Here is a 21,555-nt window from a genome sequence, read left to right as displayed (position 1 = left end):
AAACAATGAGAGTTTGGCTTCGGCTGCCGGGTGCAGGACTGCGGATCATTGTATCTGTTCTGCTGATCGTGATCTTCCTGATGCCGTTCTATTGGATGATCCTCACCGCGTTCAAGACGCTGGGCGAGGTGCTCCGGATGCCGCCGAAATTCTGGGTGGATTCGCTGCAATGGCAGAATTTCCGGGATGCTTTTACGAGGATTAACTTTCTGCATTATACCCGCAATTCCCTGATCATTACGCTCGGGACGATGCTCGGCCAGCTGGTCGTTGTTGTGCCGGCAGCCTATGCATTCGCAAGATATCAATTCAAGGGTAAAAATGCGCTGTTCGGCATCGTGCTCGCCACCATGATGATTCCGGGCCAGCTGATCTTCCTGCCGATCTTCGTGATGTTTGCGAAGTCCGGGCTGCTGAACACTTATGTATCGCTCATCGTGCCCTTCATTGCCAGCGGTACAGCCATCTTCATGCTGCGGCAGACCTTCATGCAGGTGCCGGATTCCCAGCTGGAGGCAGCCCGTCTGGATAATGCCAGTGAGTTCAAAATCATCTATACGATCATGATGCCTGCCGCTGTGCCCACCTTGTCCACACTCGCGCTGCTGACGTTCATCGGGACGTGGAACAGTTACTTTTTCCCGCTCGTATGGACCACAACGGATGCTGTCCGGACCTTGCCGCTTGGAATTCAGAAGCTTCAGGATGTGGAGGGGCTCAGCCCGCAGATCGTGATGGCCGGGAATATGATGCTGATCGTGCCGATTCTGCTGGTCTTCCTGATTGCACGCAAACAGATTATCAAAGCGTTCACCTACATGGGAGTGAAGTAGCGGGAATACCCTGCGGCCTTGCATGTTGAATACCAAATACAGCAGTTCACGGAGGAGAAACGAATAATGAAGGTATGGGGAAAAAGAGTAGCTCCGCTGCTCGCCACTGTTGCATTGACCGCCGTTCTTGCAGGCTGTGCCACCACCGAAGCCGAATCCAGTGTAGCGGCCTATGAGAAAGGGGATTCCGTCCTCGAGCTGAATTTCTGGACTTCTGCCGTGGAGGATGTGAACCAGAATCTGGTGGACCAGTTCAACGAGACGAAGGGAGCCGAGCTGAATATCCATGTGAATGCTGAATATCAGGGCGATTACTGGGAAATGCAGCAGAAGATCAACGCCGCAGCCATAGCGGGTACGCTGCCGAATGTTTTTATTGATGAAGTGGCGATGACTAAGGGCTTTGCCGACAGTGACATTATTACCAATCTGGAACCGTTCATGGAAACAGACAAATTCGATACCTCGGATTTCAAAATCGGCGACCTCGGCAACCTGTATCTGGGCGAGGATCTGTATGCCTTTCCGCATATGCGGAGTGTTCCCGTAATGTATGTAAACAAGACGCTCGCCGCTAAAGAGGGACTGGATCCGAACGGTCCGGCGACCTTTGCCGAACTGGAGGCCTATCTGCAGACCGCTTATGATGCTACCGGCCAGCCGCCGATGTACCTGTTCAACTATGACTTCTGGGTGATGGAGGCGCTGTTGCATTCGTACTCGGATACCAATGTGGTCAATGAGGATGAGACAAAATCCAACATCAACAGCGAAGGTGCAGTAAAGCTGATCACCTTCATTGAAGATCTGGAATCCAAGGGTCTGATCAAAGTGCTCGGGGTCACAGACAAGGATGCTTACTATGCCTCCATTGCCAATCCGGCCACTGCGCTGATCTTCTCCAGTGTCGGCGGCTACAAAACGTTCGCCGGCATGGCCGCGGAGAGTGGAATTGATCTCGGCGTATCCATGATTCCTGCCGGAGATGACGGAAAACGAGGCGTCCCGGTCGGCGGATCGAATACGTATCTGGCGAATACGGGAACGGATAATGAGAAGGCGGCCGCTTTCGAATTCATGAAATGGCTGTCGGATACCGAGCAGGCAGCGTATGCTTCTGCTAATACCGGATATCTACCGACCCGTCTTACTTCCCTGGACACAGACTTGATGAAAGAGACCATAGCTGCTTTCCCTGGCTACAAGGTCGCTTCCGATGAGCTGGAATTCAGCAAAATGCGTCCGATGACCGGCACCTACCATGAGATTGAAGATCTGATGGGTACGCGTATCAACGATATCTGGCTGGAGAACCTGCCAATACAGGCAAGCCTGGACAATCTCGCCAAAGAGGTGGATGACATCCTGAACCGCTGATTATAGATGATGTTTAAAGCAAGCAGAGCAGTGAATCTCCGGTAACGGGAGAATCGCTGCTCTGCTTTTTGGGTTCACTGCGGCCGGTTTCTGCGCGTGTTGGGCAAATTCACCTAAGCTATTCATTCTTAGACGAATATGGGCTATACTGAAGTTTCTGTTAATCTATATCCGCAAAAATATATGTAATCGCTGAGTTCCGTAATGGAAGCGGGGAAACCAAGTTTTCTGGGGTGAATCTCGAGAAATCGAGTAGGGCTACTCTTCAAGCCCGAATCCGGCAGCTAACCCCGTAAGCGACATGAGAGGATGCACAGGTAATGCCGTATATTGACGTCAATGGAACTACCCTCTATTACGAGGTGTCGGGCAGTGGTCTGCCCATTGTTTTTATTCATGATTATTCGACTTCACATCATCTGTTCGAGCCTCAGGCGGAGTATTTCAGCAAGCGGGCGAAAGTGATCCTGTTTGACTTAAGAGGGAATGGGCAATCCGGTAAAATGGATGTAGAGATTAGCCGGATTGTAGACACGCAGTGTGAAGATCTGAAGGGATTGTTGGATGGACTGTCCGTAGAACGGGCCGTCATCGTAGCTTGTTCCAGCGGTGCTGTGCTTGCCCAGAAATTCGCCTATCTGAATCCTGAACGGGTAATTAATCTGGTGTTGGTGGACAATTACATCCTAGGAGATTGTACGTCCAAAGGCAGCAAAGTGCTGGAGCTCTTTCAAATCTGCGCATGGGTCGCCCATTATCTTCCGGCTGAAATGTTCATCCGTTCTTTGCGCATTACATATAACAAATGGCTGTCTGCGTATCATATTCTGAGAAGAGAGCTTGTCCATGAACGGACAACAGAATTGATTAAACAGCGTCTGGCACTAAGACATACGGACAGCTACGGGTTTGCACTAAGGCTGCAGGTTCCCGTTCTTTGTGTATCAGGCAATCAGAATGAGCGGGTTCTGGAGCAGGTGAGACAAACAGCGGCCAAATATCCGCTCGCCACGCTGGCAATACTGGAAGATGCCATGTATCCCAGCCATTTATGTCAGCCGCAGCACTTCAACCGGCTATTGCTTGATTACCTGAAAGACCAGCAATGCTTCCAGCGGAAAATTTATTAACGGCACCTGTAGAAAATCTTTGACAAGTATAACAGGTACCGTTATAATAAATTCAACAGGTACCGTTACATTGATTAACAGGTACCGTGAATATATCCCGGGGAGGATTAATAATGAATATGAATGCTGAATTGTTCGACAAGCTTGCCAAGCTGCAATGGCTGTTGCAGAGACAACACCTGAAGAACCACGCTGCTGTGGGTCCCATGGCTGATACGTCACGCGGGCAAGGCCGGATCATGGCGTTTCTGCGGATGAAGGACGGAATCAGCACGAAGGATTTATCCTATATGCTGGACATCCGTGTATCCTCGCTCAATGAATTGCTTGCCAAACTGGAGAAGGCCGAGTATATCACCCGCAGACCTTCAGAGACAGACAAACGTATCATGCTGATCTATCTCACGCCCAAAGGGCAAGCGGAAGAAGGCCAGGAGGTTGAGGGCGGCAGTATATTTTCAGTCCTGTCTCCAGAAGAACAGGCAGCCTTCGGGGAATACCTGGTCCGCGTCATTACAGCGCTAGAGGATGAGCTTGGAACAGATGCAGATCGTGACGTAATGGCCATGTGGATGGAAGCCGCTAAGGAGCGCATCGGGACAGAGGAATTCGACAAGCTGATGGCTATGCGCGGACAAATGAGCAGAATGTGGGGAAATATGGATGACGGACGCTTTAGCGGAAGATTCCCCGGATTTGGCAGGGAAGGTCATGGCGGCGGCATGAACGGCTTCGGCTGGCCTTCCAGAGATGGTAGAGACGGCTCGAAGGACAACTCAGACCATCCGGAAGATAAGTAAGCAGAACATTTACTATAAGAAGTATTGGCGCTGTCTTTCCGCAAGAGCAGGGCAGAGGCAGCGCAATACCTTTTCAGCGTAAATAATGAATTTGAATTACGGTTACGTCCATTCCCGCATACCAAGCCCGCAATGTCCTTGTTACGGGTTTGTTTGCTGCGGCGTAAAGTTCGTAATCAATTATTAGTTAGAATTCTAACCAAATTGCAAACAAACATAACTTAAGAAAGTGGTGAACCACATGGATACAGAAAACCTCCATTACTTTGAAAAAGCACCGGTCGCAAAAGCTGTAGCACACTTCGCAGTACCCATGATGCTTGGAACGTCAATGAGTGTCATCTATTCCATTTTAAACGCCTTTTTCATAGGCACCCTTAATAATACTGCCATGTTAACTGCACTTGCCTTAACCTTACCGTTATTCGCGGTCATTATGGCGCTGGGTAACCTGATTGGAGTCGGCAGCAGTGCCTTCATTTCCCGTCTGTTGGGAGAGAAAAATACGGCTGATGTTAAGCATGTATCTGCATTCGCCTTTTACAGCAGCCTGGTTCTCGGTCTTATCGCGATGGCCGTCGGCCTGCCGCTCATTAATTCTATCGTACATGGCCTGGGGGCAACGCCTGACTCCTTCGGATTTACCAAGGACTACGTTACCATTATGCTTATTGGCTCACCCTTCGTCGTATTGTTCTTCACACTGGAGAATATTGTGCGCTCGGAGGGAGCCGCAATTACATCTATGATTGGTATGCTGCTTAGTGTGGCCGTGAATATAATTCTCGATGCGCTGGTCATCTTCGTCTTCCACTGGGATGTAATCGGTGTTGCGTCTGCCACGGTCATTTCTAACATAGTTGCGAGTGCTTATTACGCCTATCATATAGGATTTAAGAGTCAATTCTTAACGGTCTCACTGAAACAATTCAAGGCTACCAAGGTCATTCTGGGCAATGTATTCAAAATCGGAGTTCCCGTCTTTGTGATGAGTCTCTTCATGGGTGCCATGTCACTCATCTTTAACCGTTATCTGGTCGAATATGGGGAGCAGGCTATTGCGGGCTTCGGAATTTCCTCACGACTGCTGCAATTCCCCGAGTTAATCCTGATGGGATTAAGCGAGGGCGTCGTGCCGCTTATTGCCTTCTCTTTTACAGCTAACCGGTTGCGCATGAAGCATACTATTCAATTTACGATTAAAACCATACTGGCACTAGCTGTCGTGTTCGGCGTTATTGTCTACCTGATCTCTGACCACTTAATCGGGCTGTTCACGAATGACCCGCAATTGATAGAAATGGGCAGCTACATCCTGCATGTGACCTTCTTATCCCTGTTCATTACAGGAATGACGACGCTATTTACGGGGATCTTCCAGGCAACTGCGCAGGGAACTGCAGCTTTTATTATGTCAGTGATTCAAGGCGCCACTCTGATCCCTGTGCTCTACATTGCCAACCGTATGAACGGATTCCATGGGGTGGTCTGGTCGCTGGTCATTTCCGATGTCGTGGCGTTCCTGGTCGGGGCCATCATGCTGTATGTTCTGCGGAACAAATTGCAGCCGGACTTGGTAAGTTTAGCACAGTAGGATCTGGATTCCGAGCTTGATAAGACAGCCAAGGATAGATACTCTAGAGGGAGCCGCAAATATACCGAAGTCTTCAATGAAGGAGCGAGATTCATGAATGTGGTGGAAAAAGTGCCTTCCATAGCAGCTGGTTATCGTCATACGGTCCTGCTTAGGCCGGATGGGGCGGTAATGGCAGTGGGCGACAATAAATATGGTCAATGTGACGTAAGCGGCTGGCAGGATATGGTGGCAATTGCTGCAGCTAATGCCCATACGGGGAATTCACATACCCTCGGACTCAGATTAGACGGTACGGTGGCCGCTGTGGGCTGGAATAAGCATAATCAATGTGAGGTAAGCGGCTGGCACGGTATCGTGGCGGTTGCTGCGGGTTGGCGCCGTTCAGTTGGCATTCAATCGGATGGCACGGTAGTGGCCGTGGGCCGGAATAATGAAGGTCAATGCGATGTACACAGCTGGCGTGACATTATAGCGGTTGCAGCTGGCGACTGGCATACCGCCGGACTTCAACGGGACGGCACGGTCACAATTACGGGGAATAACCGGTATGGCCAATCCAATGTTAGCAGCTGGCGCAATATAGTGGCGGTTGCGGCAGGGTATCTCCATACCGCCGGTCTTAGAGCAGATGGCACGGTAGTTGCTTCAGGCCGGAATCACGAAGGCCAATGTAACGTAAACACCTGGCAGGACATAGTGGCGATAGCAGCCGGCAGTCATCACACCATCGGGCTGAAAGCAGACGGTACGCTGGAAGCTCAAGGGTGGAATAAACACGGCGAATGCAATATAAGTGACTGGCGCGGTATCGTGGCGGTTGCGGCAGGCTGTGCTCACAGTGTCGGGCTTAAGTCGGATGGCACAGTGGTGGCGACAGGTGATGATACATATGGTCAATGCGAGGTAAGCAGTTGGCCTTTCGGACAGCTGGAGGGCTATTGAGAGCAGGATGAATATGAATAAATCATTCGAATAAGGGCATTGTAATCAATGGAAAAGTTGATAAAAGATGATCGTAAATCGCGGCATTTTGAATTCCCCGGGAGGTTAAGACAATGACAAATCAGGATCCGCAGGAGCTTCTTCGTCTAAAGCACGAGCAAGATGAGCACAAAAAGCAGTTCACCAATTTTGCCCGGAGTGTCAGCGCCCATGGCGAGGCAGAAGCCGGCCAGGAATTTAGTGTTGACCGTGTGCCTGACGATCAGAACCGTATGAAATCTGTAGAGAACAAACGGGATTAATCTTAAAAAGTTAAATGAAGCCGGTCCCTTTCGGGACCGGCTTACTTATTATTTGCTTTGCAGATAATAATCAATGATCACCTTGGCGGTTTCCCGGGCATGCTCCGCAGGCTTGGGATCGGTCTGCAGCATGGCTGCAGTAATCGCGCCTTCCACTAACAGAGACAGACCGCTGGATAAGGCTTCGCGATTCACAGACGGACATTCATTAAGAACAGAATCGATGTATTTTTTCATAAAAGCTTTGTAATTACGGGCTGCTTCATAGTAAGGATGGGAGTGATCCATGAATTCCGCTGCCGTCTTAATATAGACGCAGCCATTAAATTCCGGCTCCCCGAACCATTCTCCAAGCATATCGAATACAGCTAATAATTTGTCCCTGGGTGTTTTTGCGCTCTTGTTGACTGAGTCTTCGAACCGTTTTCTCCATTCGTAATCGTACTTCATGAGATAAGCAAGGACAAGCTCGTCCTTGGAACGGAAATGATTGTAGAGCGTCATTTTGGCTATGTTCGATTCAGAAACAACCTGGTCTACACCGGTAGCCCGGATTCCCTGTTTATTAAATAAGTCGGAGGCGACAGTTAGGATATGTTCTTTTTTACTTTTATTAGCCACAGGATTCCCTCCGGTTCACAGTATTTCAAAAGTATACAGATCAGTCTATCTATTATAAATGGCCCACGGTTACTACGCAAATGATAAATCTAAAAAAATAACTTGAAACTATACAGACCTGTATGTATGCTATTGAGTATCGGAACAGGTAAGCTGGTTACCGGTAATAATGAGGAGGTTGGCTCAATGACTATACAATACAGCTATGCACAAGTTGAAGGTTTGAATATTTTTTACCGCGAGGCAGGGAGCAGGGAGAAGCCTACACTTCTTCTGCTGCATGGATTTCCTTCTTCATCGCACATGTACAGAAACCTTATTCGTGAACTCGAAGTCGATTACCATATCGTAGCTCCGGACTATCCCGGTTTCGGGAACAGCGATCAGCCGTCAACTTCAGAATTCACGTATACCTTCGACAATCTGGCCTTGCTGATCAATGCATTCGTTGAACAATTGAACCTGAACCAATATATCCTGTATGTTCATGATTATGGTGCTCCGGTAGGCTTCCGTTTGGCCCATATGCATCCGGAACGCGTTCAAGCCATTATTTCACAGAACGGAAATGCTTATGAAGAGGGAATCGGAGAGTCATGGGCACCGATGCGTGCCTTTTGGAATGATCCAGGGAATCCGGCCAGTCTTGAAGGTATGCTCAATCTACTGACACCGGAACTGACGAAGTTTCAGTATGTGAATGGAACCCGTAATCCTGAGGCCATAAGCCCTGATAACTGGAATATGGACCAAATTGCCCTGGATCGTCCGGGGAATCAAGACATTCAACTCGCGCTCTCATACGATTATCAGAATAATTTGAAACAATATCCGGTCTGGCAGGAATACTTCCGGAGCTCTCAGCCGCCTTTACTCGCTGCGTGGGGTAAAAACGACTTTTTCTTTGGACCGGAGGGAGCCTTAGCCTTTCAAAAGGATTTAAAAGATGTGGAGGTTCATTTGTTAGATACAGGGCATTTCCCGCTCGAAGAAGATCTGGAACTCAGTGTGAGCCTCATCCGCAGTTTTCTTACGAAACGAAACGTGTAGCACAATCATTTTAAAATATAGACTAACAGCTGTCTGGTCCCCAAGCGGGAGCATATGGCTGTTTTTGCGTGTACGGAAATGCAGGGAGCAGTACTTTACCGTTTTTAAATTAGCAGGGGTGTATGAATTATCCAGCATCGGCCAAAATAAGGGTTACGATCAGAGGGGGTGTTTGTATTGTGGAAGAGCATAACGGGTTACATTCCCGGCTGGAGTGTGTGCATGCAGGCACTTATTATTTTTATTGTTCCTGTTATTTTGACAAGATGCATGCTGTTGCTTCGCGCTAAGGAAGGCAAGGCCAGTACCCGGGGAAGACGGGCGGAAGGCCAGAAGGGCGGAGGCGTGCCAAGCTCCGAGGATACCGGTGAAGCGGAGCAAACCAGTGAAGCCGTGAAGAATCATAAGATCGTTCCTTCAACAGTTTCGCAGAAAAATCAGCAGCCAACGTTAACCTATACCGGACAATTTCAGCAGGATCTGCAGACCTTTAGGGAGATCAGTGCGGATATGTCGGATGTTAATGTACGGGAGCTGCGTGTAGGCATCCTGAAATTGAAGGCAGCGCTGTTCTTTCTGGACGGCCTCACCGACAAGGATGGGATGGACCGCAATATCCTAAGGCCGCTGATGAATGCAGCACGTCCATTTGAAGGGCTGGACACTCCGCCTGATCCGGCGAGCCTGAAAGAAATCATTGTCCATCAGGTGGTGCTGGTCTCGGAAGTTGAATTCACCAATCAGCTGGACATGTCGCTCAAAAAGGTGTTATTCGGCTCTGCGGTGCTGCTGATCGAAGGAATGAACGAGGTCTTCATCCTGGGGACGTCTAAAGGGAATACAAGAAGTGTAGAGGAACCGATCTCGGAAGCGCTGCTGCGCGGCCCGCGGATCGGCTTCACGGAAGCGCTGAGCGACAATACAGCCATGCTGCGCAGGCACGGACAGAACACCGATCTTGCGATGATCTCGTTTACGGTCGGGGAAAGAGTCGAGAAAGAGCTGATACTAACCTACATTAAAGGAATTGTTAATGATGAACTGATTGCAGAAATCACGCGGAGAATTCATACGATTAATATCGATGATGTGCAGGAATCCGGTTATATCGAACAACTGGTAGAGGACAATTATCTCAGCCCTTTCCAGCAGATTCAGAATACGGAACGGCCGGACCGGGTGATGGCCGCACTGCTGGAGGGAAGGGCTGCCATTTTGCTTGACGGCACGCCGTTTGCGTTGATCATGCCGGTGACGTTCGGGATGCTGCTGCAATCCCCGGAGGATTATTATGACCGCTGGTTCTCCGGCTCCCTGCTGCGGATGCTGCGCTTCTTCGCCGCCTCCGTATCACTGTTTGCTCCGGCGCTCTATATTTCCTTCCTCTCCTTCCATCCCGGTCTGGTTCCGACCAAGCTGGCGATTTCGATCATGAGCTCACGCCAGGGAGTTCCGTTCCCGACCTTAATCGAAGCGCTCATTATGGAGATTTCGATCGAAATCCTGCGTGAGGCGGGCCTGCGTCTGCCTAAGCCGATTGGCCCGGCCATGGGTATCGTCGGCGGTCTGATTATCGGCCAAGCGGCGGTAGAAGCGGGGATTGTCAGCCCGATTCTGGTCATTGTCGTTGCCGTTACGGCGATCTCTTCCTTCTCGGTACCGATGTACAGTGCAGGGATCACCCTACGGTTTCTCCGTTTCTTCGCGATGTTCTTCGCCGCTACCTTCGGGCTGTACGGTGTAGTACTGTTCTTCCTCCTGCTGAGCAGTCATCTGATTAAGCTGAAGAGCTTCGGTGTGCCTTATCTGAGCATGATCACCCCTAACCGGATGAGTGATCTTCGCGACTTTATTGTCCGGGTACCGCTGCAGTTGATGAAGCGCCGTCCTTCACTATTGGAGCCCAAGGATAAGCTGCGTAAAAGATAGCACAGTGAAAGGGAGGTGAGCCTATGATCACTAAAGCCCATGACAAAATTACAACGAGTCAAGCGACCATTATTATGGTAAATTACATTCTCGTAGCCGGGATATTCAGCCTTCCCCGGACAACCGTGCAGGCTGCAGGCACGCCCGATGTGTGGATTTCAGTAATACTGGGGGCGCTCTGTTCGATGATAACAGGTATTATTATTGTCAGACTCAGCCAGAGGTTTCCGGGCCAGACCTTTTTTCAATACAGCACCCAAATTACCGGTAAACCGGTCGCCGTATTGCTCGGGCTGGTGATCATCGGGTATTTCCTCGCGGTGTCCGGCTATGAGCTGCGTACTATGCAGGAGGTAACCATGTTCTTCCTCCTGGAAGGTACCCCTGCATGGGCAGTAGCCGGCCTGTTCCTGTGGGTCGCCCTTTATCTCTGCAGAGGGGGAATCAATGCTTTATCACGGCTAAGCAGACTGGTTGCTCCTTTGGCCGGTGCCATATTCTTCGGCGTTTGCCTGCTTAGCCTGAAGGTGTTCGATCTGGACAATCTGCGGCCTGTACTTGGAGAAGGCCTCACTCCGGTCTGGAGAGGAATTAAGCCAACGGCCCTAACCTATACAGCGGGCGAAGCTCTGCTGTTTCTTGTTGCTTTTATGGACAAGCCCAAACGGGCCGGCAGAGTTCTCGTGATCGGAACCCTGATCTCAATGATTTTTTATTTGCTGGCGGTTGTGCTGACGATAGGGGCATTTTCTGTAGAAGGAGTGGTTACCCGGACCTGGCCATTCATTGACCTGATCCGCAGCTTTGAAGTGAATCTGCTGTTCGAACGGTTCGAGTCACTGCTGCTGGTAATCTGGATAATGCAGATTTTCTGTACGTTCTGTATCTCCTTTTACGGAGCCGCACTGGGAGTCTCGCAAATCTTCAACCTCAAGCTGGATCATTGCCTGTTCCTGCTGCTGCCGGTGGCGTATATCATCACGGAAGTGCCGCACAACATTAATAATTTATTTGCCTTTGGCACTGGGCTTGGCAATTGGGCAATTGTACTCTTCGGACTGATCCCGCTGCCGCTGCTGCTCATTGCTTATTTCCGGAGAGCAGATTCATGAAGCGCTGCATTCTGTTGATTGTGTCGATCGCTCAATTAATGCTGTTAACGGCCTGCTGGAGCAGTGCACCGATTGAGAATTTGAATATGGAAGTGGCGGTAGCACTGGATGCGGCTGATGAGACCGTCATTGAAAAGAAGTTCGAGGCTGAGGGCGGAGATTATTCCAAGCGTGAGCGGATATCAGCGACCTATCAATTTATTGTGCCGCAAGGCGCTGTAGGCTCCAAAAAAGAAGGGGCTGCTTCGAGAAATTTCTACAATATGACCGAGACCGGCGATTCTATCTTTGAGGCCATCCGTGAGCTCTCGCTGCGCACCAACCGCCAGCCGATCGGACACCACTTAAAGGTGATTGTTATTGGCGAGAAGCTGGCCCGTTCCACGAAGCTGTCAGAGCTGATTGATTTCTTCAGCCGGGATAATGATATCCGCCCGAGCGTGCTGGTCCTGGTCAGCAAAGGGAAAGCCAAGGATGTACTGAACAATGTGCTGCCCGGCCAGACACCGGCTTTTGTGCTCGAAGGCATCTTCGGCAACAGAGACCGGAGTCTGCGCATCTGGGACCCGGTCACCATTACCAAGATTGTTGGGCCTTTGCACAGCAAGAAGAGCTTTCTACTGCAGAATGTTATTGCTGCGGAGAATGAAATGAAGTTTGCCGGAGCCGGAATCATTGACGGGGAGTCAGGCAAGCTTAGCGGTTTTTTGAGCGAGAAGGAGCTGGAGGGTGTAGTCTGGCTGACAGGCAAGGGGAAGGGCGGTGTACTCAAAACCCACAAGGATGACACCGGCAGGCTGATCACCTATGAGGTGAAAGCGATGAGCAGCAAGATCAAAGCGGTTGTGGAGGAGGGTCAGATTTCGTTCCATGTTAAGATTGAATCAAAAGGCCGGTACGCCGAAACCTTCTCAACAGACGGGGACCGGCTGGATGCGGCTTTTATGAGACGGGATGCCATGGAGCTGGAGAAGGAGGTAAGGAAGCTGGTTGAGACGGTGATTGACAAAATGCAACATGAGCTGCACGCCGACGTCGGCGGATTCGGTAAAACCCTGAGAATTCAGCATCCTGAGGAATGGCGGAAAGTGAAGGAGCATTGGGATCAGACGTTCACCGGGCTTCCGGTACACCTTGAGGTTAAGCTTCAAATCGAAGAGTATGGTGCTTCCGGTACAGCGACGGACTGACCCAAAATACATTGGAGGGAAATTACTACACAAGTAAAGCTTTGATCCCTATAATAGGGTCAGGGTTAATATTGCGAGCAAATCATCAACGGGATTTAAGGAGGCATATTCATGTTATTCATGCTGATTGTCAAAGCCTCGAAGAATTCGGAGGCCGGGAATCTCCCAAGTCCGGAACTCAGGCAAGCCATGACACAGTACAATGAGGAATTAGTTAAGGCAGGTGTGCGGGTTGCAGCAAAAGGACTTCATCCAAGCTCAAACGGGATTCGCCTTTCGTATCCGGCAGCAGGGGGAGACCCGGTAATTACAGACGGCCCCTTCACGGAATCGGAAGACTTGATTGCCGGGTTCATTCTGATTGATGTGAATTCGAGGGAAGAAGCCATATCGTGGGCTATGCGCATGCCGGACCCGCAAGGGCATGGTGAAGGCCAGGTTGAATTGCGTCAGGTATTTGATTAACAGGACAATGACCAGCTAAATAGGCTGAACTTAAGAACTTAAGAACTTAAGAACTTAAGATTTTAACATACAACCAAATCCTTCAACCGTGAATAATGTGGCATCCGGGCTCCGGGCGGCTGCAGTTGCCGCAGGAATTTCCCGGTTCATCAGCTTTCTGGGGCTTAAGACGAAGTTCTGTAGCTTTTCATAAAATCCTGCACATAATACAACATTCCCCTCTCCATATCGGCTCAAATCCAATATTGTTGTAAAAAATGCAGCAATTCATCTGTTTCAAGCGGCGTAGACGGATTATTCTTGTATTTCATACAACAATCCTTACGAATACCCTGCTGTTTACGAACCAAAGTTGTAAAACGTACAACATTTATGTCTACCTCTACATGCGATCTATGCAGATGTCTCTCGAATTGTACGCACACAGATCCTATCCGGGTCTGTTTTTTGCTATATAGCCCTTTTACATAGAATACGACTCTCTTGGTTTGTCTTGATTAGGGTTATCAATTATGATAATCAATGGAATTGAATTGATTATCACAATTATAATAGAAGAGCACTAGATTCAGTAAAATTAAGCTCATTTGAGCTTGTTGAGAGGACGGCGAATATGCTCAGAAACTTCCGGCGATCCGCCATTTTACTTTGTTTGCTTATGATCTGGGGATGTTCCGGCAGCCAGAATCCACCGCTGCCGGATACACCCTCCCCAATCTCTTCCATTCCGCCCATCTCACCAGCTTCGCCAACTGTAAATACAGATCCGGAGGATGCCGCTAATACCTATTACGTATCTATAGCTGGAGATAACACTAACCCGGGAACAATAGATTCGCCCTGGAAGACGCTTCAGTATGCTGCCGATCATGCCGGTCCGGGGAGTTACGTCTATATTCGCGGAGGCGTGTATCATCAGAAGCTGCGCATCTCAAGAGGAGGCTCAGCGGCGGCGGGACCTATCGTGTTCGCCGGTTATCCCAATGAGACAGCAGTCCTTGACGGGGCAGGTCTGCCGGTTAACGGGCTGGAAGGACTTATCGAGATCGGTCAGGCGGGCTATGTAACCATTAGGGAACTGGAAATTCGCAATTATAAGACATCAACCAGAGGTGAAGTGCCTGCAGGCATCTATATTCACGGCTCAGGGAAGTCCATCTCGTTACTGAATAACCGCATTCATTCCATCGCCAATACCGCCATTCCTGAGGGGGACGAGCTTTCCGGCAGAGATGCCCACGGTATAGCGGTGTACGGCACTGAAACAGACGCAGCCCTGGTTGGCCTGACCATTGACGGCAATGAAGTGTATGATTTGGTCCTCGGTTCCAGTGAAGCGCTGGCTGTGAATGGCAATGTGGATGCTTTTGCGATTACGAACAATATCATTCATGACAATGACAACATCGGGATTGACCTGATCGGCTTTGAAGGTACGGCCGGGGACATGGCGGTAGATCAGGCTAGGAACGGAACGGTACGAGGTAATGTAGTCTACGGGATTTCATCCAATACTAATCCGTCATACGGCGCTTCTGTGCCGAACGGCAGCAATGCAGCGGGCGGAATATACATCGACGGGGGCAGGTCAATCCTTGTTGCGGAGAATCGCGTATACGACAATGACATTGGGATTGAGCTTGCTTCCGAACATAAGGGACGGCTAACCAGCAGCATCACGGTACAAGACAACCTGATCTACCGCAATCGCCTGACCGGCATTGCAATGGGCGGTTATGACGGAGAGCGCGGCGGCACCAGCGATAGTACGGTTGTATCCAATACACTGTACAAGAATGACCTCTTGGGCGACGGCAATGGACAATTGTATCTGCAAGCGAACTTAAGCGGCAATACGATTAGTAAGAATATTATTGTAGCTGGAGATTCCAGCGTCTTCATCAGCAACGAATACATGAGCAACCGGAATAACACGGTGGATGGTAATCTTTATTACGCTGAGGCTGGAGCAGATGAGGCGTACTGGGTCTGGAAAAAGAAACCCTACACCGGCTTCACCGCTTACCAGCGCGGCACAGGGAACGATTCCGGCTCACGATTTGCCGAGCCGCTGTTCAAAGATGCTGCCCGTGATGACTTCCGGCTGGAGCCGGGTTCTCCGGGAGCCGATGGCGGAGCAACAGAGGAAGGAGCACAGCCATGATTTATTTGCGGAGCTTTAAGCTGTCTGATGAAATCGAGCGCAATCCCAACACCTACCCTGACCATGTTTTTAAGCATATCGCCGGAGAGGTGCTGTTGTTTGACCGGATCACGGTGCTCTATGGCAATAACGGCAGCGGCAAATCCACGTTACTTAATGTAATTTCGGGCAAGCTGGGGATTCCGGGAGCCGAAAGAATGACCAGCTATGGGCATAGTATTTATGCTCAGCGGTTTGTGGAGAGAAGCAGCTATCAGCTCGGGCAGGATGAGCAAGAGCGTGCAATCAGGCGGCTCCCAGAAGGAAGCCGGTATCTGAAATCAGAGGATATTTTATATGAGGTCAAGAAGATCCAACAAGCCTCCGTCCTGCGTGAGGGACTGTTATATGAGCAGATGAACAAAGGAATGAGCAAAGAACAGGCAGCAGAATATGAAGCAACGTATGCCTTTAAGAAGAAGCTGGACGACATTCAATTCTCACAAGAGAAATACTCGAATGGCGAAACATCCATGCAATTTTTCGAGGAGCATCTGCTGCCCGGGCAATTGTACTTACTGGACGAGCCGGAAACATCACTGTCTCCAGCCAATCAGATAAAAATGGCCGAGCAAATCAATGAGCTGGCGCGATATTTGGACAGCCAATTCATCATTGCTACTCATTCACCTTATGTTCTAGGCACACTACAGGCAAAAATATACAACCTTGATGCAAAACCGCTTCAGACAGCAGAATGGTTTGAGCTGGACAATGTCCAATTCTTTTATCAGTTTTTCAATAAGCATAAGCAGTTGTTTGAATGAGAGTGGAATTTGTAATGACGGTCTGCTTCACCTGAACGGCTGCTCATGCGCCTTGCTTGTTCAGTCCGGCCATACCGAGTGTTTGCTCCAGCCGGTCCAAATCCACCGTGAAGTCTGCAAGTCCCGGAAAACGGTCATGTGCCGTACCGTCATCTTGTCCGTACATCATGTAGTAGTCAAGTTTGTTGTGGTTGCTGATCATCCAGTAAGTAGGCACAACATGCCGGAGATGAAAAATTTCGATAACAACGGTTCCCTTCATGCAGAAAGCAAGATTGGCCAGTCCGGCACCATGCGGCGATACTATCGCTTTGGCACAAGCAAAGAGCTGAACCTGCTGGGCCACGGTCCAATCCTCCAGACAAATAGGAACAAATCCGTACGCCTCCAAATACCGGATGACTTCATTCTCGTTAATGAACCGGCGGGCAGAAGCTTGGCCCCGGGAAATGAAAATACGGCTTGGTGAATGGGGGGTTGTGACGTGTCCGGGCAGCATAAACCTCCGGAGGGTAGCAGTGGTCCAAGGCGGGTAATGGGAATTCATCATCAGAGAAGGAACTACCAGCCGCTCCGCCTGAATTTCCCGGTCATCTGTGGCGTGAATTACGGACGATTCCGGTACGTCAAACATAGCTAAGGTCTCTTCCACGAAGGCTCCATAAGGATTCGGATTCATGATGAGGGTCTGAAAAGATATATTTAGAGTCCTGAGCATCCCCAGCCGTTCCAGGGACCTCCTGAAGCTCCCGGGCCTTCCGCCGCTGCAAAGCCGGATGTTCTTCCGGCGTCAGCATTCTGTGTAGTTGTCCATCGTATTCGGGGGACAGGTCGAAGATCAGTTTGCTGTCTGATGTCAGGATAGATCCAGATCGTCCCCACACACGCCCGCTCGGAATACATGCCACATATCCGCCTCCGGGTTGAAGGGTATAGGGTTGCAGGTAAGGGTGAACTTCCTGTTCAAGTGTGTTGGGGGCCCTGTATTCAGCGGCTCCTCCAAATTCAAAAGGTACAACACTTTCCCCGGCTCCAGAGGGAGCGGAAGCTGCCCATTCCCACACATCCCGGTAGAACCCGGACTCTCTCAGGCTTGTGCCTGCCGGCTTCTCGTTTCCGCAGATTTCTTCCACTGATCATCCCGCCATTCCCTTTAATCTCATGAATTTATTTTATGCGGGCCTAGCTTAACGGGCGCGAAGACAAGAAAAAAAGGCGGACATTCCCTAAGAAATGTGGGGGGGATATTTGCGTAAACGTTTTTACAAATATGCGGTTCCCAACTTCACCCGCTTGAAATTTGAATTCCACAAAATCCGCTCAAACCCATCCATTCAAAATCGAAGGCTGCAAAATTTATAAACCAGATACCTAACGCAATCAGGTTATGAATAACATTTGTAATTCAATGAACAGTAAGAACAGCGTCTTCCGTAACCGGAGGATGCTGTTTTTTTATATTACTTTTAGCCTTTTAAGTTATTACCAAATTCATTTAAGGGAGTACATTTTCTTATTTGCCCCGGAAGCTATAATGAAGGACATGAGAGCTCCTTAATACAGCCGGAGGGATGAGAGAAATGAAAGCGGTTTTATACAATCAGCGAAATCATGTCGGAATAAACAAGAGAAATAATTTTTGGTTCAGAATAAAAAGAGATGCCATCCTGTATGCCCTGTTGCTGGTGCCTCTGTCGTACATTGCCATTTTTAAATATGCTCCCATCTATGGCTTGATTATGGCATTCCAGGATTACAACATCTTCGCAGGAATAAGGGGGAGCGAGTGGGTTGGACTCGATGTGTTCCGGTTTATTTTCCAGCAGGACAGCTTCTATCGTGCACTGAAGAATACCCTGGTGCTGAATGTTCTGGATCTGATCGCGGGATTTCCGGCACCGATTCTGCTCGCCATTCTTCTGAATGAAGTAAGGCAGGCCAGATTCAAGAAATTAACCCAGACGGTCCTGTATCTGCCGCACTTTATGTCCTGGGTGATCATTGGGGGGATTGTATACCTGATGTTCTCGAACAGCGGGATGGTCAATCACTTCATAGCTGCCCTCGGACTAGAGAAGATTGAGTTTCTGTCGCAGAAAGTCCCCTGGCTGATCACCTACATCTTCGTTGGTGTCTGGCAGAATATCGGCTGGGGGACGATCATCTATCTGGCGGCGATCACCGGGATCAATAAGGAATTGTATGAGGCCTCCGATATGGACGGGTGCAGCAGGCTCCGCAAAATGTGGCATATTACTCTGCCCGGCATTAAGCCGACGATCAACATTCTGCTGATCCTTCAGATTGGGCGGATGGTGTCCATCGGGTTCGACCGCCCCTTCGTGATGGGGAATTCACTGGTCAGTGAATATTCCGATGTAATCAGTACCTTCGTGTATAGAGTCGGCATCAGCTCGGGAGACTTCTCCCAGGCAACAGCGGTAGGCTTATTCCAATCCGTGGTCGGTCTGACCCTGCTCATAGGCGCCAACTATATCGCGAAGAAATTAGGTGAGGATGGAATATGGTGAAGCTGATGAAGAACGTGCGTCCAGGGAAAAAAATGAGTGTAGCCGATGTTGCGATTATAGTATTCATTGTGGCCTTGTCCTTCACATGTATTGTTCCGTTCTTATATATGATTGCGCTTTCGCTAAGCTCTAACGAAGCGATTGTAGCCCAGAAGGTAGGGTTGTGGCCGGTTGGCTTCACTACAGAAACGTACAAAACGATCTTGAGCGATATGGATATGCTGTACACGCTGGGATATAGTATTGTGCTTACCATTTTCTTCACCGTCGTGTGTATGTTCCTGACCATTTGCGCGGCATATCCGTTAACGAAGAAGCGGCTGTGGGGAAGAAATTTCATTCTGTCAGCCCTCGTCTTCACGATGTATTTCAGCGGCGGACTGATTCCTTCCTATATTCTGGTTAAAAACCTCGGTATGATGAACACGGTATGGAGTCTGATTCTGCCGGGCGCCATGAGTGTCTTCAACCTGATCATACTGAAAACGTTCTTCACCTCGCTTCCTGAGAGTCTGGAGGAATCAGCGTCCATTGACGGGTGTTCGGATCTGGGCATTCTCATCCGGATTGTGCTTCCGCTCTCGCTGCCTTCCATTGCCACATTAAGCCTTTTCTATGCTGTGGACCGGTGGAATGGCTTCCAGGATGCCTTGTTCTATATTACGAAGAAGGAGCTGTACCCTATGCAGCTCAAGCTGTACCAGATCATTTCGGCCAATCAGCAGCTGGATAGCCAGCAGGGGGGAGAAGGAAGTATAGGCTCTTTCATTGTGCCTGAATCCCTGAAAGCAGCGAGCGTGATGTTTACAACCGTTCCGATTCTATTGATCTATCCCAAACTGCAGAAGTATTTCGTAGACGGTGTGATGACAGGGGCGATCAAGGGCTGATAGAACAACATATTAGATCAAAGGAGGGGATTCCAGGACAGTTGAATGATAAATGTAAAGCTAAGGGTTTACAGCATGAACGATTTCAATAAACAGGGGCATGAAAGGGTGGTTTATAGTGAAGACGGACATGAAGAAAATAGCAGCAGTTCTGTGTAGTACAGCTCTTCTGGCCAGTGTTGCGGCAGGCTGTGGAGGCAATGACAACAAGAGCGGGGAGACATCATCGTCAGAGGCATCAACGACTGCATCTGGCGCCCCTTCCGGTGCTCCGGTAACCTTGACGGTAGAAGTGTTCGACCGCGGGGTTCAGGGACAGCCGGATTTGAACAACAACAAATGGACCCAATACGTTAATGAGAAATTCGGCAAGCCCAATAACGCCATTGTAGAATTTGTTCCTGTCCCCCGCTCCCAGGAAGTCGACAAGCTGAATGTGTTAATGGCCGCGAACCAGGCTCCTGATATTTCCTTCACCTACGACGGGACCCTGGTCACCCGCTTCGCCAAAAGCAAGGGACTCTATACGCTGGACGAATTGCTGGAACAGCACGGCCAGCAATTGAAGTCGTACCTGGGTGACAAGGTGCTCTCCTACGGAAAATATGACGGCAAACAGGTCTCCATCCCGGGCAAGCGGACCCTGCTGGCCTGGAACGGAATGTTCATCCGCAAGGATTGGCTGGATAAGCTGGGCCTGCCGGTTCCGACGAACCGGGACGAATTGTATGAGACGCTGGTAGCCTTCCGTGACAAGAACCCCGGTAATGTTGACGGCGTCATCCCTTGGGCTACAGCGGCTGCCGGGATGAACTACACCTTCGGCAACCTGGTGCAATCGTTCTGGAAGACCATGCCGGAGGAGGAATTCATCACCACGACTAACTGGCTGAAGCCCGGTAACAAGGAGGCTTACCAATGGCTGAACAAGCTGTACAATGAGAAGCTGATCAGCCCCGATTTTGCCCTGGACAAAACAACCAAGCAGGCGGATGCTGATGTAACCAACGGCAAGGTAGGCTTCTATGCCGCCAACTGGGATTATCCGATGACACAAAAAATACGTGTTCCGCTGATGCAAAATTCACCGGAGGCCAACTATGTTCCGATTGATACCTTCAAGAATGACGAAGGCAAATACCTCAAAGAGGTATATAATGAGAATGGTATATTCTCCTTCATTCCCAAGAGCAGCAAGAACGCGGAGCTGGCGATTAAATATCTGAACTGGATGGCTGATCCGGAAGTGATGTTCTTCCTGCAGTTCGGTGATGAGGGCGTTAACCACAAGATGGTAGACGGCATCCCTCACGGGATTGCACAGACCGGCGAGAAAATGCAAATGAGCAATTTGAATATGGATTATACGATGATTGTAAACGGCGCTGAGCTGGGCGATACCGAAAAGAATGTCAGAACCTATGCGGCAGCGCTGGCAGCCGGGGACAAGAGTTATGAGAATCTGGCGATTGACTCCTATGCAATCAATACAACGGACGGCTATAGCAGCTACAACTATGGCATACCGAACGAAGCCAATATCAAGTACGGCAAAACGCTGGGCGACATGAACAAGCAAATGATTGACAGGCTGATCGTTGCCAAGCCTTCAGAGTTCGACGCCCTGTACGAGAAGCTGGTGAAAGAATATATGGACGCCGGCGGGAAAGCTGTTCAAGAGGAGAATGTGAAGAATTACAGAGAGAGCCAAGCCGCCAAAAAATAAGCTCATCATATTCGGATAAGCCATTGAGAGTTTCATCATGGTTTATCCGAATTTCGGTTGCTATTCCCGGACAATTTCACTATTATTCAG

The 21,555-nt window shown here is 49.6% G+C and carries 19 protein-coding genes and 1 riboswitch; of the genes, 17 read left to right on the top strand and 2 right to left on the bottom strand.

Features of this window, described 5'->3' with window-relative positions; translation table 11 throughout:
• The first annotated feature begins 5 nt into the window (after window positions 1-5).
• The 7 genes from MHI42_RS01820 to MHI42_RS01790 all read left to right on the top strand — a co-directional run bounded on the left by MHI42_RS01820 (window position 6) and on the right by MHI42_RS01790 (window position 6,981).
• Window positions 6-833 carry a carbohydrate ABC transporter permease gene (locus MHI42_RS01820; protein WP_171719624.1) on the top strand — a complete coding sequence of 276 codons (828 nt, stop codon included), beginning with the start codon at window positions 6-8 and terminating at the stop codon, window positions 831-833.
• 66 nt (window positions 834-899) lie between these two features.
• The gene (locus MHI42_RS01815; protein ID WP_342422538.1) at window positions 900-2,210 is read left to right on the top strand and encodes an ABC transporter substrate-binding protein; all 1,311 of its coding nucleotides are present in this window, start codon (window positions 900-902) and stop codon (window positions 2,208-2,210) included.
• A gap of 180 nt (window positions 2,211-2,390) precedes the next feature.
• Window positions 2,391-2,523, top strand: a riboswitch (cyclic di-AMP (ydaO/yuaA leader).
• 7 nt (window positions 2,524-2,530) lie between these two features.
• Window positions 2,531-3,340, top strand: a complete 810-nt coding sequence (locus MHI42_RS01810) for an alpha/beta hydrolase (protein WP_342422537.1) — start codon at window positions 2,531-2,533, stop codon at window positions 3,338-3,340.
• Between the two features lie 113 nt (window positions 3,341-3,453).
• Window positions 3,454-4,140 (top strand): MarR family transcriptional regulator, encoded by a 687-nt coding sequence (locus tag MHI42_RS01805; protein WP_342422536.1) that lies wholly within the window; start codon window positions 3,454-3,456, stop codon window positions 4,138-4,140.
• A 241-nt stretch (window positions 4,141-4,381) separates the two neighbouring features.
• On the top strand, window positions 4,382-5,734 hold the full coding sequence (locus MHI42_RS01800; protein WP_342422535.1) for an MATE family efflux transporter: 1,353 nt from the start codon (window positions 4,382-4,384) through the stop codon (window positions 5,732-5,734).
• A 93-nt stretch (window positions 5,735-5,827) separates the two neighbouring features.
• The gene (locus MHI42_RS01795; RefSeq protein WP_342422534.1) at window positions 5,828-6,679 is read left to right on the top strand and encodes a chromosome condensation regulator; all 852 of its coding nucleotides are present in this window, start codon (window positions 5,828-5,830) and stop codon (window positions 6,677-6,679) included.
• A 113-nt stretch (window positions 6,680-6,792) separates the two neighbouring features.
• Window positions 6,793-6,981 carry a hypothetical protein gene (locus tag MHI42_RS01790; RefSeq protein ID WP_042213975.1) on the top strand — a complete coding sequence of 63 codons (189 nt, stop codon included), beginning with the start codon at window positions 6,793-6,795 and terminating at the stop codon, window positions 6,979-6,981.
• 48 nt (window positions 6,982-7,029) lie between these two features.
• On the opposite strand, the gene MHI42_RS01785 is transcribed toward MHI42_RS01790, so the two are convergent.
• Window positions 7,030-7,602, bottom strand: coding sequence for a TetR/AcrR family transcriptional regulator (locus MHI42_RS01785; protein ID WP_342422533.1), 573 nt, complete (start codon window positions 7,600-7,602; stop codon window positions 7,030-7,032).
• Window positions 7,603-7,788: 186 nt separating this feature from the next.
• On the opposite strand from MHI42_RS01785, the gene MHI42_RS01780 reads away from it, so the two are divergent.
• The 7 genes from MHI42_RS01780 to MHI42_RS01750 all read left to right on the top strand — a co-directional run bounded on the left by MHI42_RS01780 (window position 7,789) and on the right by MHI42_RS01750 (window position 16,318).
• On the top strand, window positions 7,789-8,652 hold the full coding sequence (locus MHI42_RS01780; RefSeq protein ID WP_342422532.1) for an alpha/beta hydrolase: 864 nt from the start codon (window positions 7,789-7,791) through the stop codon (window positions 8,650-8,652).
• 177 nt (window positions 8,653-8,829) lie between these two features.
• Entirely contained in the window at window positions 8,830-10,581 is a 1,752-nt protein-coding gene (locus MHI42_RS01775) for a spore germination protein (protein WP_342422531.1), read from the top strand.
• A gap of 23 nt (window positions 10,582-10,604) precedes the next feature.
• On the top strand, window positions 10,605-11,693 hold the full coding sequence (locus MHI42_RS01770; protein ID WP_342422530.1) for a spore germination protein: 1,089 nt from the start codon (window positions 10,605-10,607) through the stop codon (window positions 11,691-11,693).
• Window positions 11,690-12,883, top strand: a complete 1,194-nt coding sequence (locus MHI42_RS01765; RefSeq protein WP_342422529.1) for a Ger(x)C family spore germination protein — start codon at window positions 11,690-11,692, stop codon at window positions 12,881-12,883. The genes MHI42_RS01770 and MHI42_RS01765 overlap by 4 nt, the downstream gene beginning before the upstream one ends.
• Before the next feature lie 111 nt (window positions 12,884-12,994).
• Window positions 12,995-13,348, top strand: a complete 354-nt coding sequence (locus MHI42_RS01760; RefSeq protein ID WP_342422528.1) for a YciI family protein — start codon at window positions 12,995-12,997, stop codon at window positions 13,346-13,348.
• 658 nt (window positions 13,349-14,006) lie between these two features.
• Entirely contained in the window at window positions 14,007-15,512 is a 1,506-nt protein-coding gene (locus MHI42_RS01755; RefSeq protein ID WP_342422526.1) for a right-handed parallel beta-helix repeat-containing protein, read from the top strand.
• Window positions 15,509-16,318 (top strand): AAA family ATPase, encoded by an 810-nt coding sequence (locus MHI42_RS01750; protein ID WP_342422525.1) that lies wholly within the window; start codon window positions 15,509-15,511, stop codon window positions 16,316-16,318. The genes MHI42_RS01755 and MHI42_RS01750 overlap by 4 nt, the downstream gene beginning before the upstream one ends.
• A gap of 43 nt (window positions 16,319-16,361) precedes the next feature.
• Here the strand turns inward: MHI42_RS01750 and MHI42_RS01745 are convergent, their stop codons facing one another.
• Window positions 16,362-16,997: a glycosyltransferase family 61 protein gene (locus tag MHI42_RS01745; protein WP_342422524.1), complete on the bottom strand. Its 636-nt coding sequence runs from the start codon at window positions 16,995-16,997 to the stop codon at window positions 16,362-16,364.
• Between the two features lie 901 nt (window positions 16,998-17,898).
• Between MHI42_RS01745 and MHI42_RS01740 the strand changes: the two genes are divergently transcribed.
• From MHI42_RS01740 to MHI42_RS01730, 3 genes are all read left to right on the top strand, one after another.
• A complete protein-coding gene (locus tag MHI42_RS01740) occupies window positions 17,899-18,849 on the top strand; it encodes an ABC transporter permease subunit (RefSeq protein WP_171715819.1) in 951 nt (316 codons plus the stop codon).
• Complete coding sequence (locus tag MHI42_RS01735) at window positions 18,843-19,739, top strand: carbohydrate ABC transporter permease (RefSeq protein WP_246354110.1); 897 nt, start codon at window positions 18,843-18,845, stop codon at window positions 19,737-19,739. Before MHI42_RS01740 ends, MHI42_RS01735 begins: the two co-directional genes overlap by 7 nt.
• Window positions 19,740-19,869: 130 nt before the next feature.
• Window positions 19,870-21,465, top strand: coding sequence for an extracellular solute-binding protein (locus MHI42_RS01730; RefSeq protein WP_342422523.1), 1,596 nt, complete (start codon window positions 19,870-19,872; stop codon window positions 21,463-21,465).
• Window positions 21,466-21,555: the final 90 nt, after the last annotated feature.

This window comes from Paenibacillus sp. FSL E2-0178, from assembly GCF_038593005.1.
Lineage (GTDB): Bacteria > Bacillota > Bacilli > Paenibacillales > Paenibacillaceae > Paenibacillus_AQ > Paenibacillus_AQ phytohabitans.
This window is presented reverse-complemented; position numbering and strand designations above follow the sequence as displayed.